This is a genomic window from Buttiauxella sp. 3AFRM03 (assembly GCF_003675305.1).
Lineage (GTDB): Bacteria > Pseudomonadota > Gammaproteobacteria > Enterobacterales > Enterobacteriaceae > Buttiauxella > Buttiauxella ferragutiae.
This window is the reverse complement of the sequence record NZ_CP033076.1, coordinates 4518195-4536083: the sequence shown is the minus strand read 5'-3', so window position 1 is coordinate 4536083 and position 17889 is coordinate 4518195. Positions and strand designations below refer to the sequence as shown.

The following is a 17889-nucleotide window of genomic DNA, read 5'->3' as shown; positions in this document are numbered from 1 at the left end:
CAGGCATTAATTATAAAATTTTATAACCTGCAAACTTGTTGTCAGGTGTTACCAGCGCGCTTTTAACAAGTTCGGTTGAATCCCGCTAATCGCGCGGGTGTTCCCGAAATCTTGTTTGGCAATGCCCGCTTCGAATTCGTCGCGGAAATATTTAATCGCACTCTGCAATGGCTCAACCGCACCTGGCGCATGCGCACAGAAGGTTTTACCTGGCCCAAGGAAACGACACAGTTGCTCAAGTGTCTCGATATCCCCAGGCTGGCCTTCGCCACGTTCCAGCGCACGCAGTATTTTCACGCTCCACGGCAGACCGTCACGGCAAGGTGTACACCAGCCGCACGATTCACGGGAGAAGAACTCTTCCAGGTTACGAACCAGCGGCACCATACCAATTTCATGGTCTACGGCCATCGCCAGTGCGGTACCTAAACGGCTACCCGCTTTACCAATGCTTTCGAATTCCATCGGCAGATCAAGGTGTGATTCGGTCAGGAAATCCGTCCCTGCCCCACCCGGCTGCCAGGCTTTGAATTTCAGGCCATCGCGCATGCCACCAGCGTAATCTTCGAGAATTTCACGCGCGGTGGTACCGAACGGTAACTCCCAAACGCCTGGGTTTTTCACACGACCAGAGAAGCCCATCAGCTTGGTGCCAGCATCTTTGCTGGTCGAAATGCCTTGATACCACTCCACGCCGTTGGCCAGAATCGCTGGCACGTTGCACAGGGTTTCAACGTTGTTTACACACGTTGGTTTACCCCACACGCCGCTTGAAGCAGGGAATGGGGGTTTTGAACGTGGGTTCGCACGGCGGCCTTCCAGGGAGTTAATCAGCGCGGTTTCTTCACCACAGATATAACGCCCGGCACCGGTATGTACGATCAGCTCAAAATCAAAACCAGAACCGAGAATGTTTTTGCCCAGCAAGCCCGCTTCGGTCGCCTCAGCAATCGCGCGGCGCAGATGCACAGCCGCTTCGATATACTCGCCGCGCAGGAAGATGTAACCGCGGTAAGCTTTCAGGGCGAATGCAGAAATCAGCATGCCTTCCACCAACAGGTGTGGCAGTTGCTCCATCAGCAAACGGTCTTTATAAGTACCCGGTTCCATTTCATCGGCATTACACAGCAGGTAACGGATGTTCATGGACTCGTCTTTCGGCATCAGGCTCCACTTCAGACCGGTGGAGAAGCCCGCACCGCCGCGCCCTTTCAGGCCAGCGTCTTTAACACGGTTAACGACTTCATCCGGTGCAAGGCCAGTCAGCGCAAGACGAGCACCCTCGTAGCCGTTTTTGCTGCGATATTCATCCAGCCAGACCGGCTGTTTGTCATCACGCAGCCGCCAGGTCAGCGGATGGGTTTCGGCAGTACGAATAACGGTTTTCATTTGTACTGCTCCAGCAAGTCAGGGATCGCTTCCGGCGTCAGATGGCTGTGAGTGTCCTCATCAATCATCATGGTCGGCCCTTTATCGCAGTTACCCAGACAGCAGGTTGGCAGCAGGGTAAAGCGACCATCAAACGTGGTTTGACCCGGTTTGATGTCCAGTTTTGCTTCGATTGCCGACTGAATGCCCTGGTAGCCCGTAATGTGGCAAACCACGCTATCGCAATAGCGAATAACGTGGCGGCCTACCGGCTGGCGGAAAATCTGGCTGTAGAATGTGGCAACACCTTCTACGTCGCTGGCTGGAATGCCCAGAACTTCAGCGATGGCATAAATCGCGCCGTCAGGCACCCAGCCACGCTGCTTCTGAACAATCTTCAGCGCTTCGATAGACGCTGCGCGAGCATCTTCGTAATGATGTTTTTCGTGCTCAATCGCATCACGCTCGAATTGACTCAGCTCAAAGGCTTCTGCCTGGGGTTGTTGTTTATCGTGCATAGTTAGCGATCCACATCAGACATTACAAAATCGATACTACCCAGATAGACAATCAGGTCAGAAACCAGGCTGCCGCGAATCGCCGACGGGATTTGCTGCAAGTGCGCAAAGCTCGGAGTACGAATACGGGTACGGTAGCTCATGGTGCTGCCGTCGCTGGTCAGGTAGTAACTGTTAATCCCTTTCGTCGCTTCAATCATCTGGAAGGATTCGTTAGCCGGCATCACCGGGCCCCACGAAACTTGCAGGAAGTGAGTGATCAGGGTTTCGATATGCTGCAGCGTGCGCTCTTTCGGCGGCGGCGTTGTCAGCGGATGGTCAGCTTTGAACGGGCCAGCAGGCATGTTTTTCAGACACTGGTCAAGAATGCGCAAGCTCTGGCGAAGCTCTTCAACTTTCAACATCACGCGGGTGTAGCAGTCACTGACGCCACCGCCGACCGGGATTTCGAAGTCGAAGTTTTCATAACCAGAGTAAGGGCGAGCTTTACGGATATCGAAGTCAACGCCCGTTGCGCGCAAGCCAGCACCAGTGGTGCCCCACTCCAGCGCTTCTTTCTTGCCATAGGCAGCAACGCCCTGAGAACGACCTTTCAGGATGGTGTTACGCAGCGCAGCTTTCTCGTAGGAATCCAGACGTTTTGGCATCCAGTCGAGGAACTCTTTGAGCAGACGTTCCCAACCGTTTGGTAAGTCGTGAGCCACACCGCCGATACGGAACCAGGCCGGGTGCATACGGAAACCGGTAATCGCTTCAACCAGGTCATAAATTTTCTGACGGTCAGTAAAGGCGAAGAACACCGGAGTCATCGCGCCCACGTCCTGAATAAACGTGGAGATGTACAGCAGGTGGCTGTTGATACGGAACAGTTCAGACAGCATGACGCGGATAACGTCTACACGTTCTGGAACCTTGATACCCGCCAGTTTTTCAACCGCTAGCACGTATGGCATTTCGTTTACGCAACCGCCGAGATACTCGATACGGTCGGTATACGGAATGTAGCTGTGCCAGGACTGACGCTCGCCCATTTTCTCAGCACCACGGTGGTGGTAACCGATGTCCGGTACGCAATCGACAATCTCTTCACCGTCGAGTTGCAGAACGATACGGAATGCACCGTGCGCGGATGGGTGGTTTGGACCGAGGTTCAGGAACATGAAATCTTCATGCTCGCTGCTGCGCTTCATGCCCCACTCTTCAGGCTTGAAGGTCAGCGCTTCCATCTCGAGGTCTTCTTTCTGTTTGGTCAATTCAAACGGATCGAATTCGGTGGCACGCGCCGGATAATCTTTACGCAGCGGATGGCCTTCCCACGTTGGCGGCATCATGATGCGCGTCAGGTGCGGGTGGCCATTAAAGGTAATGCCAAACATTTCCCAGGTTTCACGCTCATACCAGTTGGCATTCGGGAAAAGTTTGGTGATTGTCGGTACATTCAGATCGTTTTCAGACAGCGCCACCTTGAGCATGATATCGCGGTTGCGATCGATAGAAATCAGGTGGTAGAAAACGGAAAAATCCGCAGCCGGTAAACCGTTGCGGTGAGTACGAAGACGTTCATCCATGCCGTGTAAGTCGAACAACATGACATAGGGCTTCGGAAGTTTCTTTAAGAAATCGACTGCTTCGAGTAATTGCTCTCGCTTAACCCAGACCACCGGAACACCAGTGCGGGTTGGCTGAACAGTGAAGGCATCCGGCCCAAAACGGTTACGCAGTTCGCCAATTACCGGATCATCTAAATGGTCACGGGTTTGCCAGGCTTCCTGGTTGGCATCATGCGCAGTTAAATCGGTCATAATTCTCACCATTGCAAATGGTACTGTGGTGACTGTCAGCAGTGGCTTCGCGCTAGTATTATTGATATGCGAAGTAAACTCACACTGCCCACAGGCGCATATTAAATCTCGTCTGGTGTCCGCAAGTTGGTGACAGCGATACGCTCGCCACGTTTACGTTCACGTTCTGACTGCATGTTGGCGCGATAAACACCTTGATCGCCAACAACCCAGGACAATGGACGACGCTCTTTGCCAATGGATTCTTGCAGCAGCATCAGAGCCTGCATGTAAGCTTCCGGGCGCGGTGGGCAACCAGGGATGTAAACATCCACAGGCAGGAATTTATCCACGCCCTGTACCACAGAGTAGATGTCGTACATGCCGCCGGAGTTAGCGCAGGCACCCATCGAGATCACCCATTTTGGCTCAAGCATTTGATCGTAAAGGCGCTGAATAACGGGAGCCATTTTGGTAAAGCAGGTTCCTGCAATCACCATCAGGTCGGCCTGACGCGGAGATGCACGCAGTACTTCGGCACCAAAACGTGCCACGTCATGAACCGCGGTAAACGAGGTCACCATCTCAACGTAGCAGCAAGAAAGGCCAAAGTTATAAGGCCAAATTGAGTTTTTACGCCCCCAGTTCACCATATCGTGCATGGCATGTTCGAGCTTGCCCATGTACACGCTACGGTTGATTTCTTGATCAAGGGGATCGGTTACGATCTCCTGTTTTTGCAGGGGGTAACGGTCGTTCTCACCGTCGGGGTCTATGCGGGTGAGCGTATAGTCCATCTTATTGCCTCATTTTTACTGCGTATGACGGTTAGTAATACTGTCGGTTTCTGGGTTGATATGGGCGCGACGCGAACGCGCGGGAGTCCAATCAAGCGCGCCAATGCGCACGAGATACACCAGGCCTGCCAGTAGCACAAAAATGAAAATTGCGGCCTCGACGAAGCCTACCCATCCGCTTTCACGAATAGACACTGACCACGCGTAGAGATACAAGGCTTCCACGTCGAAGATGACGAAGAACATGGCAACCAAGTAGAACTTAGCGGATAGGCGTAAGCGCGCTGTACCAACTGAGTCGATACCTGACTCGAAGGGAGTGTTTTTGTGCCGACCCTTAGCTCTCCCGCCAAGGAACCAGGCCCCGAGAAGCATTACGCAACACAGGCCTATGGCAACAATAAGAAAGACTGCGAACGCCCAATGGTGAGCGATAACTTCAGTGGATGTTGACATACTCATTGCTTACTCATCAAAAGTGGCGCCAAAGTCTCTGCTCTTGCTGGCAGATGAACACCACATCGATTCATGGGGAGGAACAATAAACCTTACAATAACTGCCGGAATCAAAACTTTACCAGCACATTGATGGGTTTTTTTACTCCTTTCTATAACCTTTTGTCAACTTTAACAAAAGTATCCACACATTAATTTACATGAAGCCAACTTCATTAACATTAAGTACCTTAAAAGCTAGTAACGCCGAGTTATTAACTCGGTTTTAATGAAGGTGAATCGTGTCCGTTAAGGAGGAAAAAATTAACTGCTGCTCTATTTTGGCAGGATTTCTCAACTATTCATCCCCCCTATAGGGAGTATTTTCTTGATCTGAGACACGCTTCTGTTAATTCATATCAAAAAATGACAACATTGCAGCGTATTTTTTAACAATTAAACACGAGTTGATTAGTAGGCTAGCAGGAGAAGACAGGTGACAAAGAGGAGGTAAAGTAGATTGTTTTAAAACGTGTTTTTACAAAACACCCGTCAACTTAACGTTCACTGATTAAAAAACAAGCCATTGAGACCCAAAAAGTGCTCAATGACCTGTTTTCGAATTTCATAAATTGTTACTAACAAACCCTTATGACGGCTACATCCCCTAAATAATTCGAGTTGCAGGTAGGCAGATTTGAACGCCGCTTGCGGCGGCCCCAAAGGGGTGAGGCTCGTGGATGAGCCGAATAGTGCAGCCAACACCCCTGCTACTCGAATTATGACGGGGAATGCGTTACTCGAAATCGCCTTCCATCAACATGGTATCGCCGTCCTCGTCTGAGGAAACCACGTAACGATATGGATTCGGGTTGTTTTCCAGCGCACTGAAAATAGCCTGAGCTAAATCATTAGTGGTTTGCAAATTACGGCACAGCATGTATTGCGTATCAGGCATCGCTGGCAAACCATCGGCACCTCCAAGCACGCGCAGTTCTGGGCTCATCATTTCTACAGGCCGTGATGTAATCCCCAACCCGGCTTTTACCGCAGCGCGTACAGCAGAAAGTGTTGACGCAACATAAGCAATACGCCACGGAATGCGTGCAGCGTTGAGTTGTTCAATCATCATGTCACGGTACGGGCTAGGGTTATCGAGCACCACTAAAGGCACCGTTTCACCTTTCTGGAACACGTAATCAGCGGCGCAGTACCATAAAGTTGGCGAAGTCCGTAACACAATGGATTCAAAATGCGCAGGTTTCGACGTCGTGACGACGAGATCCACTTCCTGCTGATTAAGCATTTCAACCATAAACGGATTACGTTTAACACGCACATCCAACGCCAATTTAGGGTACACCGAGCTTATCCGGTTAAGCAGAAACGGCAGGATGGTATCCGCAGTTTCATCAGATGCTCCAATCGTTAATACGCCCTGCAAATTACTAAACATTAGCGAAGTACAAGCTTCATCATTAAAACGCAGAATCTTTCGCGCATAACCAAGGAGCTGGATACCGTGCTCGGTCAGCAGTTTATTACGGCCATGACGGGCAAAAAGCTCTTTTCCTACTAACTGTTCAAGGCGCTGCATCTGCTGGCTTACAGCCGATTGAGTGCGGCAAACCGCAACGGCTGCAGCGGCAAAAGTATTCAGATCCGCTACGGCAACAAAAGTCCTGAGCAGATCGAGGTCGAGATTGAGTATCGGACGATTTGCGTTAATCATAATTTTTTCACTATCAGGTTGCTCTTACGAGTCTGCCTTAGTTTTATTGCTGTGATTTATCAAAAAGATAAAGCAATTCCCTTTTACAGAACGCCTCCCGAAGGGGAGCACCGTCATCCTGACAGCCGTTCTGACTTATTTATTTTTCATACTGCCAGAGGTACGCGAAGCAATAATGCAAAGCACGTATTTCTGGGATATTATACTGTCGTTAACAACATACAAACATTCGTCTTAACGTACTAGTCACTGAAATTAAAACTGAGTAATTATTGTAAATCCACTTCAGTACTGAGCTTTATTTATTCAACTCATAGCAGAAACAAGTGTAAACAGGATGGGGATTTTCTTTAAGTCACTTCATTGTACTGGCAATTGACACACTACAACGCAGACAAACCAACCCACCATAAAACATGGAGTTGCGTTATTTATACCGAAAACCACCTACCATTTTCAGTAGTGTATCTTACCGCAAAACACGCCATCCCATAACTTTTGTTGCGAATTATCCGATCTCATTCTCTTTTTTAATTCATTCATCAGTAGCTTATTCGCAGAAATGTCCAAAATTCTACAAGCTAAAAGAGAAGCAATTTAACTATATTCCTTGTTTATATTAATCACATACTCGGTTATTTTTATATACATATTATTAACTCGCACTAATGCACTTCATTTAACCATAAGCATGAATATTCAATTTTCCTTAACTATTACTCAATATAATTCGCATTTCGGTCAGCATGACTGACTGCACTCTATGCATTAACGCAGTGACTACCATGGCAAACAACTCAATAACCTATATTTTCGGTCAATATTGATATGATCATCAACATATAATCCTGCAAAATCACTATTCAACAGCAATTTACTACCACTCTCAAAATTGAAGATTTATTACTATTTGGCGCTTCGATAACCTTCAAATCTGTGCGGCGCAGGAGTACATTGTTCCCTGGTCGCTTCCACGGCAGGAAGTGGCGCTAACATTTAAGGTCAGGTTCATGTCCCCAATCGAAAAATCCAGCAAACTTGATAACGTCTGTTACGACATCCGTGGCCCGGTTCTCAAAGAGGCGAAACGCCTCGAAGAAGAAGGAAACAAAGTCCTCAAACTGAATATTGGCAACCCAGCGCCATTCGGCTTTGATGCCCCGGATGAGATCCTTGTCGATGTGATTCGTAACCTGCCTACAGCGCAAGGGTATTGCGACTCGAAAGGACTCTACTCCGCACGTAAAGCCATCATGCAGCATTATCAGGCACGTGAAATGCGGGATGTGACGGTTGAAGACATCTACATCGGTAACGGTGTATCTGAACTTATTGTTCAATCTATGCAGGCATTGCTTAACAGCGGTGATGAGATGCTGGTCCCTGCGCCTGATTATCCTTTATGGACCGCCGCAGTTTCACTATCGAGTGGCAAAGCTGTTCACTATTTATGTGATGAGTCGTCCGACTGGTTCCCGGACCTTGATGATATTCGTTCTAAAATCACACCTCGTACCCGCGGTATTGTGATTATTAACCCGAACAACCCTACCGGTGCGGTCTATTCCAAAGAACTGCTGCTGGAAATTGTTGAAATCGCCCGCCAGCATAATTTGATTATTTTTGCGGATGAAATTTACGACAAGATTCTGTACGACGAAGCCCAGCACCATTCAATTGCAGCACTCGCGCCAGATCTGCTGACAATTACCTTTAATGGTTTGTCGAAAACTTACCGTGTTGCCGGTTTCCGCCAGGGCTGGATGGTTCTGAATGGGCCGAAGAAACACGCGAAAGGTTATATTGAAGGGCTGGAGATGCTGGCGTCAATGCGCCTGTGTGCCAACGTTCCGGCACAGCATTCCATTCAAACCGCACTTGGCGGTTATCAAAGCATCAGCGAATTTATTGCACCGGGTGGGCGTCTGTATGAACAGCGTAACCGGGCATGGGAATTGCTAAACGATATTCCCGGGGTGTCATGCGTGAAACCACGCGGTGCGCTGTATATGTTCCCTAAAATTGACGCTAAGCGCTTTAATATCCATGACGACCAAAAAATGGTGCTGGATTTCTTGTTGCAAGAAAAAGTGCTGTTAGTTCAAGGAACAGCGTTTAACTGGCCGTGGCCTGATCATGTGCGTATCGTGACTTTACCGCGCGTTGATGAGCTGGATATGGCTATCAATAAGTTTGGTCGCTTCCTCGGTCATTACCACCAGTAATACCCACGGGGGGAGATGTTTGCATCTTCCCCCGACTCCCCGCACAATGGTTTTCTTTGCAGTAGACCCCGAGTGTACCCATGAGCCAGAGCCATTTCTTTGCCCACCTTTCACGTCTGAAATTAATCAATCGTTGGCCACTGATGCGCAATGTGCGTACCGAAAATGTTTCGGAGCATAGTCTACAAGTCGCGATGGTTGCTCATGCCTTAGCCGTGATCAAGAACCGAAAATTTAACGGGCAGGTTAACGCTGAGCATGTCGCACTCTTAGCGATGTATCACGACGCCAGTGAAGTGCTGACCGGTGACCTGCCGACTCCGGTGAAATATTTCAACACGCAAATAGCCCACGAATACAAAGCTATCGAGAAAATTGCGCAGCAGAAATTGATCGATATGGTGCCAGAAGAGTTACGCGATATTTGGGCACCGCTAATTGATGAACATCAGAGCAGCGAAGAAGATCGCGCCATCGTCAAACAGGCTGATGCGCTATGTGCGTATCTGAAATGCCTCGAAGAACTCTCTGCGGGTAACAATGAATTCTTGCTGGCAAAAAGCCGACTCGAAAAAACGCTGGCGGATCGCCACAGCGAAGAGATGGATTACTTCATGAATGTGTTTGTGCCAAGTTTCCAGCTTTCGCTCGATGAGATTAGCCAGGATTCGCCGCTTTAACTCTGGATATTGCGCCCTCACCCTAACCCTCTCCCCCAGGAGAGGGAATTGTCCGGATTGGTGTTCCCCCTCTCCCTCAGGGCTGTCTCTTATACACAACTCACTCTGGCAATTTTGTCAGGGTAAGATCTGTTAGCCTCGCAGGTTTTCCGTTCACCCGTGTTTTCAGTTATCTCTTTAATTCCCGAAAACGGTGAACGTATCAAGGTGTTAACGCCAACCCCTTGATAATCCAGGCGCCCGGAAAATCAATCGCGCTAAAGCGGTAAACACCGTTTTTCACCCTACATTCGGGGTCGTTCGCGATTCGTTTATTCGGCACATCCCTGTGCCGAATAAACGAATCGCAACCGACCCTGACACGGAGGCAAAATGGAGGTTTACCGCTTGCGGCGATTTATTTGCCGGAAGTCCGGCTTCTTAGGGTGACGACGGTGGTCACCCTAAGACGTTCACCGGTTCATTAGCGACATATACATTCAATCGCCTGGTGAACGGTACCTTCTCCGGATCGGCAGGAACCGCCCCTCAAAGTGTGACCAAGAGACACCTCCCTCAGGGTGAGGGTTGTTTTAGAATGGAAACAGCATCGGCACCATCACCACACTCACCACCATCACGATGACGGTAAATGGCACGCCCATCTTCACAAAATCACTGAACTTATAGTTCCCCGGCCCCAGGACCAGAGTATTAACCGGTGAAGATACCGGAGTCATAAATGCCGCAGAGGCTGCAAGCGCCACAATCATCGCAAATGGATAAGGCGAGACGCCCATCGTTTTTGCCGCCGCTAACGCAATCGGTGCCATCAGAACCGCCGTTGCCGTGTTCGAGATAAACAGACCAATCGCGGCGCACATAACGAACAGGCAAACCAACATCAGGTATGGGCCATAACCCCCACCCATCTGCATCAGCCCGTTAACTATCAAATCCACGCCACCAGTTTTTTGCAGCGCAAGTGCAAACGGCATCATCCCGACAATCAAGATAATGCTTGGCCAATGCACCGCTTTATAAGCACTTTCCATGTCGATGCAGCGGAATTTTCCCATCAACAAACAAGCGATAATCGCCGCAATGGTATTAGGGATTTCGTCAGTCAGCATCAGGGCAACCATCAGCGCCAGGCAGAAAATCGCGTGGGGAGCCTGGCTGTGAGCAGGTGATGCCTCACCCTCTTCCACTGGCAAATTGAGTACCAGAAAATCTCGGCCTTTTAGTTGCAGCTGGCTAATCAGTTTCCAGTCACCGACCACCAGCAAAATATCGCCCAATTGCAAAGCTTCATCTACCAGCAGACCTTCCAGCGCTGCGCCATTGCGACGCAATCCGACAACGTTCAATCCGTAACGCGTACGGAAACCTATTTCGCGCAGCGTTTGCCCAATTAATTCTGATTCCGGGATAAGCGACACTTCCGCCATGCCAACATCCAGCGCCTGGTCCGAGAAATACTCGCCGCGCAGTATCATCGGCTCCAGCATTTGCTCGCTACAAAACTCACGCAGATCGACTTCAGAAGCCGACATATCGATAAGCAAAACGTCGCGAGCGCGGAATTCGGTGACGCCCGTAACATTAACGATAACCTTGCGGAATTTGCGCCAACGCTCAAGGCCAATCACGTTTGCGCCATAGCGCTCACGCAGCTTTAAATCATCAAGACGGCGACCAACCATCGGTGAGCCAGGGCGAATCGCCAGACGACGCGCGCGTCCGGTTAGCCGATAATCTTTAATCAGGTCGCGAAACGTGCGGCGTCGCCAGTGTTGTTTGCCGTCGTCTTTTTTCTGCCCGTTTAACGCAAAGCGTGCGATAAGCATGTAGCCGATGCCCAACAGCAAAATAACCAGACCGATTGGCGTAACACTAAAGAATTGAAAGCCCTGCAAACCTTCGCGCAACAGTTCGCTGTTAACCACCAGGTTTGGCGGAGTCGCGACCAGCGTCATCATGCCGCTTATCAACCCCGCAAAACTCAGGGGCATCATTAAGCGCGACGGTGAAATTTTCATGCGCATTGAAACGCTGAGTACTACTGGGATAAAGATCGCCACCACGCCCGTCGAGCTCATAAATGCGCCCAGTCCGGCAACGGTTAGCATCAGCAAAACCAGCATTTTGGTTTCACTGCTGCCCGCCACATCCACCAGCCAGGAGCCCATTTTGGTGGCAACGCCGGTGCGCACCAGGCCATCGCCAATAATAAATAACGCAGCAATCAGAATAACGTTGGGGTCGCTAAAGCCCGAGAAGGCTTCGCTAAGAGTGAGTGTCCCGCTAAGGACAAAAGCGATGATAACCAGTAATGCGACCGCATCCATACGTACTTTACCAGTGGCGAACATCACCACTGCAATCGCTAAGAGTGATAAAACCCAAACCAGTTCTGAGTTCAAAACAATTCCTTATGTAGTTGTCTCAGGGGGATAAAATTTTGCCATAAAAAAGCCCCGCTATCGCGGGGCTAAATCATGTGTTCAGTGTTTTCTAAACACTTCGACGGTGCCATCAGACAACTTTTGAACCAGAAGCTCAGTCAGTGAATGCAACACATAATCGACATGCTCAAGGCGTGGCGTATCTACTGGAGCATTAACGGCTATCACATGGCAGCCCGCGGCTAAACCCGACAACACGCCAGCTGGCGCGTCTTCGACCACTACGCACTCTTCTGGCTCGAGGCCAAGCAGTTGCGCACCGAGCAAGTAGGCATCAGGCTCTGGCTTCCCACGAGCAACACGTTCAGCGGTGACCAGCACTTCGGGCTTAGGTAAACCACCCGCAGCACGACGAGCAGACGCTACCGGGTATGAACCCGAAGTCACGATAGCCCACGGAATGCCCGCCTCGTTCAAATGAGCCAGCAGCTCAACGGCACCAGGCAGCGCCACAATGCCGTCGGTGTCTTCAGACTCGATTTTTTCAAGACGCAAAAACTCCTGCTGAATCTCTTCTTCAGGCGCGCCCGCCATAAAGTGACGTAACGAAGTGATCGCCTGTTTACCATGAATGAAACCTAAAACTTCCTGTGGCGAAATATCGAAGCGCTTTGCCCAGTTAATCCAGGCTCGTTCGACGGCTGGCAGAGAATCAACCAGCGTCCCATCCAAATCAAACAAGAAACCTTTGCACTTCACTACGCTTCTCCCCTCAGGCATTAATAATTTGCGCGATCTCGTTCGCACTTAAATGGTACTGACGTGGGCAAGACTGCCAGACTTTTAACATACGCTGATATTTTTCCCACATTGGGGTCTGCGCATTGAAGCCATGAGTGCCCGCATCAAAATGAGCATAACGGCCTTCAATGTTCACCATAAAGCGAACATAGCCCAGGAAACGCGCTTCAGTTGCTGCATCAAAACCAAGGAAAGTCACACGACGCTCGTCGATTTCCTGGTTGTCTTTCAGGTTAGTCCAGGAGACATGCAGAGCGTGATACATCTCCATGATATCGATAACTGTGCGGCAGGTTTCTTCTGTCAGCTCACCGAACTCCCGATCCAGTTCGCGCATTTGTAGGCCGTAACCGCGCTCGATGATCGTTTGCAGGCGACGATAACGCTCGGCGTTGTCCGGGTCGAGCATGGTCATCATTTTGTACTGATTAGATAAAATCAGACGCTGGGCGTTAGTCATTTCCATTTCTTAGCTCCTGTTGCGCAGGATTAATCCTGCGAAAAAATATCCTTCTTTATATGCGTAACGGCAGGGACTTTACAAATCATCCAGAAAAGTTTTATCCAACTGCTTGAACGCACGTTTCAAAACTTCTGCCAGCGCCTGGTAGTCTGGCTTGCCTTCGATTGGCGCCAGCGCCTGCCCAGCTTCCTGCAATTTGCCACGGACTTCGTAGAACCAGCTCAAAATGGATGGCGGAAGTGGCGTCACGGAACGTTTACCTAACCACCATAACCCCTGCATCGGCAGACTACAGGCGAATAAAGCGGTGGCAACGGCGGGGCCAAGTTGGCCGCCAAGGGCAATTTGCCAGGTCAGCGTAAACACAGCGAGTGGAGGCATAAAGCGGATGGCAAAACGCGTGGCGCGGATCACACGGTTTTCTACAAAGATAGGCGCGAGGCGTTTATCAACAGGCCAGGTCTTTGAATAGTGTTGTCCACGGCTGAACAGACTAAACCAACTTACATGGCTATTTTGGGGTGTTGACATGGCTTTACCTCAACTTCACATATAAAAAATAAAATTTTTGTGCAACTTAACAACTCTAAATTACATGGTTCAAAAACTTTTGTCTTTAGCCATCGCAATCAGGTATCCTGTGCCGGCCTTTGACGGCCATAGAAGGGAAACCGCAGGTTGTCAAATTTTTGCTCTGTTAGCCATCGCCGAATAAACGTGCAAGATGGCGTAAACATTAGAGTATTTATTCGCCATGCCAAAAAAAACGCTTCTGGCATGACGTTAATCATAAATGTCAGGCTCATCATGCGCTACGCTGAGAGACTCACTGACGTTTTTTTAGCCACGTATAAAAGTAGGTACTTCCATGTCGAGTAAGCTAGTACTGGTTCTGAACTGCGGTAGCTCTTCACTGAAATTCGCAATTATTGATGCGTTAAACGGTGATGAGTACCTCTCTGGTTTAGCCGAATGTTTCCATCTTCCTGAAGCACGTATCAAGTGGAAAATGGATGGCGGTAAACAAGAAGCGGCTTTGGGCGCAGGCGCCGCTCACAGCGAAGCTCTGAACTTTATGGTTAATACCATTTTGGCACAAAAACCTGAATTGTCCGAGCAACTGACTGCTATCGGTCACCGTGTTGTTCACGGCGGCGAGAAGTACACCAGCTCCGTTGTTATCGACGAGACCGTGATTCAGGGTATCAAAGATACTGCTTCTTTTGCACCACTGCATAACCCAGCGCACCTGATCGGTATCGCAGAAGCACTGAAATCCTTCCCTAAACTGGCTGATAAAAACGTTGCTGTGTTTGACACCGCGTTCCATCAGACCATGCCAGAAGAATCTTACCTCTATGCTCTGCCGTACAAACTGTATAAAGAGCACGGCGTTCGTCGCTACGGTGCACACGGCACCAGCCACTTCTATGTGACTCAAGAAGCCGCAAAAATGCTGAACAAGCCAGTGGAAGAAGTGAACATCATCACTTGCCACCTGGGCAACGGCGGTTCTGTTTCTGCTATCCGTAACGGCCAGTGTGTTGACACCTCTATGGGTCTGACTCCACTGGAAGGCCTGGTAATGGGTACTCGTTCTGGTGACATCGATCCTGCGATTATCTTCCACCTGCATGACTCCCTGGGCATGAGCGTTGATGACATCAACAAAATGCTGACTAAAGAATCTGGCCTGTTGGGTCTGACTGAAGTCACCAGCGACTGCCGTTATGTTGAAGATAACTACACCACTAAAGAAGATGCTAAACGTGCAATGGACGTGTTCTGCCATCGCCTGGCGAAATACATCGGCTCTTACACTGCGCTGATGGAAGGTCGTCTGGACGGCGTTGTGTTCACTGGTGGTATTGGTGAAAACGCAGCAATGGTACGTGAACTGTCTCTGGGCAAACTGGGCGTTCTGGGCTTTGAAGTTGACCACGAACGCAACCTGGCTGCTCGTTTCGGCAAATCAGGCTACATCAACAAAGAGGGTACCGTTCCTGCGATGGTCATTCCGACCAACGAAGAACTGGTTATCGCTCAGGATGCATCTCGCCTGACCGCTTGATTCTCCTTACCGCCAGCCTTCGCTGGCGGTGTTGTTTTCTGAACCCTGAAAAGGGCTATACCCAAAATAATTCGAGTTGCAGCCAACACCCCTGCAACTTGAAGTATGAAGGGTAAAGACAAAGAGGTTATACCGTGTCCCGTACTATTATGTTGATCCCTACCGGAACCAGCGTCGGCCTGACCAGCGTCAGCCTTGGTGTTATCCGTGCTATGGAACAAAAAGGCGTTCGCCTTAGCGTTTTCAAACCTATCGCCCAACCGCGTACCGGTGACGATACTCCAGATCAAACCACCAGCATCGTGCGTGCAAACTCCAGCATCCCTACTGCTGAACCGCTGCACATGAACCACGTTGAGTCGCTGTTGTCCAGCAACCAACAAGACGTGCTGATGGAAGAGATCATCGCCAACTTCCACACCAGCAGCAAAGACGCTGAAGTGGTTCTGGTTGAAGGTCTGGTTCCGACTCGTAAACATCAGTTTGCGCAGTCTCTGAACTACGAAATCGCAAAAACACTGAACGCTGAAATCGTCTTCGTCATGTCCCTGGGTAACAACTCCCCAGAGCAGATGAAAGAGCGTATCGAACTGGCTCGTAGCAGCTTCGGTGGCAGCAAGAACACCAACATCACTGGCGTTATCATTAACAAACTGAATGCCCCAGTTGATGAGCAGGGTCGTACCCGTCCCGATCTGTCCGAAATTTTTGATGACTCCACAAAAGCGAGCATCGCTAATATCGATCCTAAATCCCTGTTTGCTGACAGCCCGCTGCCAGTTCTGGGTTGTGTGCCGTGGAGCTTCGATCTGATTGCCACACGTGCAATCGATATGGCGCGTCACCTGAACGCAACCATCATCAACGAAGGCGATATCAAAACTCGTCGCGTGAAGTCTGTAACCTTCTGTGCGCGCAGCATCCCGCACATGCTGGAACACTTCCGTCCGGGTTCTCTGCTGGTCACTTCTGCAGACCGTCCAGACGTGCTGGTTGCCGCGTGCCTGGCCGCCATGAACGGTGTAGACATCGGTGCAGTTCTGCTGACTGGTGGCTACGAAATGGACCCACGCGTCACCAAACTGTGTGAGCGTGCATTTGCCACTGGCCTGCCGCTGTTCATGGTTGATACCAACACCTGGCAGACTTCCCTGAGCCTGCAAAGCTTCAACCTGGAAGTCCCAACTGATGACCATCAGCGTATCGAGAAAGTGCAGGAATATGTGGCAAGCCACATCGATGCAGACTGGATCGAGTCTCTGACTGCAACTTCAGAGCGCAGCCGTCGTCTGTCTCCTCCAGCGTTCCGCTACCAGCTGACTGAACTGGCGCGTAAAGCCGGTAAACGTGTTGTGCTGCCGGAAGGCGAAGAGCCACGTACCGTGAAAGCGGCATCTATCTGTGCTGAACGTGGTATCGCAACTTGCGTACTGTTGGGTAACCCGGATGAAATCACCCGTGTTGCAGCAGCACAAGGCGTTGAGTTGAGTGCAGGCATCGAAATCGTTGACCCTGAAGTGGTTCGCGAAAGCTACGTTGCACGTCTGGTTGAGCTGCGTAAGAGCAAAGGCATGACCGAAGCCGTTGCGCGTGAGCAACTGGAAGACAACGTAGTGCTGGGTACATTGATGCTTGAGCAAGACGAAGTTGACGGTCTGGTTTCCGGTGCTGTTCACACCACCGCGAACACCATTCGTCCACCGTTGCAGCTGATCAAAACTGCACCAGGTAGCTCTTTGGTTTCTTCTGTGTTCTTCATGCTGCTGCCAGAACAGGTTTACGTTTACGGCGACTGCGCGATCAACCCGGATCCAACTGCTGAGCAACTGGCAGAAATCGCCATTCAGTCTGCGGATTCCGCTGCTGCATTCGGTATCGACCCACGCGTTGCAATGCTGTCCTACTCCACCGGGACTTCTGGTGCAGGTAGCGATGTTGAAAAAGTACGTGAAGCTACACGTATTGCTCAAGAAAAACGTCCTGACCTGGTTATCGATGGTCCGTTGCAGTACGACGCCGCAGTGATGGCTGACGTTGCTAAGTCCAAAGCGCCAAACTCACCGGTTGCGGGTCGCGCTACCGTGTTCATCTTCCCAGACCTGAACACCGGTAACACCACCTATAAAGCGGTACAGCGCTCAGCAGACCTGATCTCCATCGGGCCAATGCTGCAAGGTATGCGTAAACCAGTCAACGACCTGTCTCGTGGCGCACTGGTAGACGATATCGTTTACACCATCGCTCTGACGGCGATTCAGTCTTCTCAACAAGACTAAATCTTTAAGAGAAGCAAAAAGGCCGCATTGATATGCGGCCTTTTTTATTGGTTCTTCCCCACTGCACATCACATACAACGACTGTCCATTCGTTTCATCTCGCGCAAATTTACAAAAAATTACATATTAATTCTACTAATACACTTTTATAGTATGGATATTGTAATAGCACTTTTTGCACAAAAAAGAAATTTCAGGCTTTTAAAGAAAAGTGCCACTCATTGCTAATCACCAATTCTTACCCATCATTATTTATGACAAAAGGACATTGTGACTATGCGGAAAAAATACACCGACAATATTTTATTGTTATATTTGACCTATGTCATTTCGAGCTTAACATTTTCAGGTTGGT

Annotated in this window: 14 protein-coding genes; 4 read left to right on the top strand and 10 right to left on the bottom strand. The window is 49.8% G+C overall.

The window, feature by feature from the left end; genetic code table 11:
* Positions 1-48 precede the first annotated feature (48 nt).
* From nuoF to lrhA, 6 genes are all read right to left on the bottom strand, one after another.
* A complete protein-coding gene (nuoF, locus tag D8682_RS22635) occupies positions 49-1389 on the bottom strand; it encodes an NADH-quinone oxidoreductase subunit NuoF (RefSeq protein ID WP_121815185.1) in 1341 nt (446 codons plus the stop codon).
* Entirely contained in the window at positions 1386-1886 is a 501-nt protein-coding gene (nuoE, locus tag D8682_RS22630; RefSeq protein WP_064544821.1) for an NADH-quinone oxidoreductase subunit NuoE, read from the bottom strand. Before nuoE ends, nuoF begins: the two co-directional genes overlap by 4 nt.
* Positions 1887-1888: 2 nt before the next feature.
* The gene (nuoC, locus tag D8682_RS22625; RefSeq protein WP_121815184.1) at positions 1889-3700 is read right to left on the bottom strand and encodes an NADH-quinone oxidoreductase subunit C/D; all 1812 of its coding nucleotides are present in this window, start codon (positions 3698-3700) and stop codon (positions 1889-1891) included.
* An 89-nt stretch (positions 3701-3789) separates the two neighbouring features.
* On the bottom strand, positions 3790-4464 hold the full coding sequence (gene nuoB / locus D8682_RS22620; RefSeq protein WP_034458804.1) for an NADH-quinone oxidoreductase subunit NuoB: 675 nt from the start codon (positions 4462-4464) through the stop codon (positions 3790-3792).
* A gap of 15 nt (positions 4465-4479) precedes the next feature.
* Entirely contained in the window at positions 4480-4926 is a 447-nt protein-coding gene (nuoA, locus tag D8682_RS22615; protein ID WP_064544817.1) for an NADH-quinone oxidoreductase subunit NuoA, read from the bottom strand.
* A 769-nt stretch (positions 4927-5695) separates the two neighbouring features.
* Positions 5696-6631, bottom strand: a complete 936-nt coding sequence (gene lrhA / locus D8682_RS22610; protein WP_064544815.1) for a transcriptional regulator LrhA — start codon at positions 6629-6631, stop codon at positions 5696-5698.
* Between the two features lie 1010 nt (positions 6632-7641).
* Between lrhA and alaA the strand changes: the two genes are divergently transcribed.
* Together alaA and yfbR are read left to right on the top strand one after the other, a co-directional pair.
* Complete coding sequence (gene alaA, locus D8682_RS22605; protein WP_064544813.1) at positions 7642-8856, top strand: alanine transaminase AlaA; 1215 nt, start codon at positions 7642-7644, stop codon at positions 8854-8856.
* A gap of 80 nt (positions 8857-8936) precedes the next feature.
* Positions 8937-9536, top strand: coding sequence for a 5'-deoxynucleotidase (gene yfbR, locus D8682_RS22600; protein WP_064544811.1), 600 nt, complete (start codon positions 8937-8939; stop codon positions 9534-9536).
* Positions 9537-10108: 572 nt separating this feature from the next.
* On the opposite strand, the gene D8682_RS22595 is transcribed toward yfbR, so the two are convergent.
* The 4 genes from D8682_RS22595 to yfbV form a co-directional block, all read right to left on the bottom strand.
* Positions 10109-11941 carry an SLC13 family permease gene (locus D8682_RS22595; RefSeq protein WP_064544809.1) on the bottom strand — a complete coding sequence of 611 codons (1833 nt, stop codon included), beginning with the start codon at positions 11939-11941 and terminating at the stop codon, positions 10109-10111.
* An 81-nt stretch (positions 11942-12022) separates the two neighbouring features.
* Positions 12023-12703 (bottom strand): sugar phosphatase, encoded by a 681-nt coding sequence (locus tag D8682_RS22590; RefSeq protein ID WP_121815183.1) that lies wholly within the window; start codon positions 12701-12703, stop codon positions 12023-12025.
* Entirely contained in the window at positions 12696-13190 is a 495-nt protein-coding gene (locus tag D8682_RS22585) for a YfbU family protein (protein WP_064544804.1), read from the bottom strand. The genes D8682_RS22590 and D8682_RS22585 overlap by 8 nt, the downstream gene beginning before the upstream one ends.
* 72 nt (positions 13191-13262) lie before the next feature.
* Positions 13263-13718 (bottom strand): terminus macrodomain insulation protein YfbV, encoded by a 456-nt coding sequence (yfbV, locus tag D8682_RS22580; RefSeq protein ID WP_064544802.1) that lies wholly within the window; start codon positions 13716-13718, stop codon positions 13263-13265.
* 337 nt (positions 13719-14055) lie between these two features.
* On the opposite strand from yfbV, the gene ackA reads away from it, so the two are divergent.
* Entirely contained in the window at positions 14056-15258 is a 1203-nt protein-coding gene (gene ackA / locus D8682_RS22570) for an acetate kinase (protein WP_121815181.1), read from the top strand.
* Between the two features lie 134 nt (positions 15259-15392).
* A complete protein-coding gene (gene pta / locus D8682_RS22565; protein ID WP_064544798.1) occupies positions 15393-17534 on the top strand; it encodes a phosphate acetyltransferase in 2142 nt (713 codons plus the stop codon).
* Positions 17535-17889: the final 355 nt, after the last annotated feature.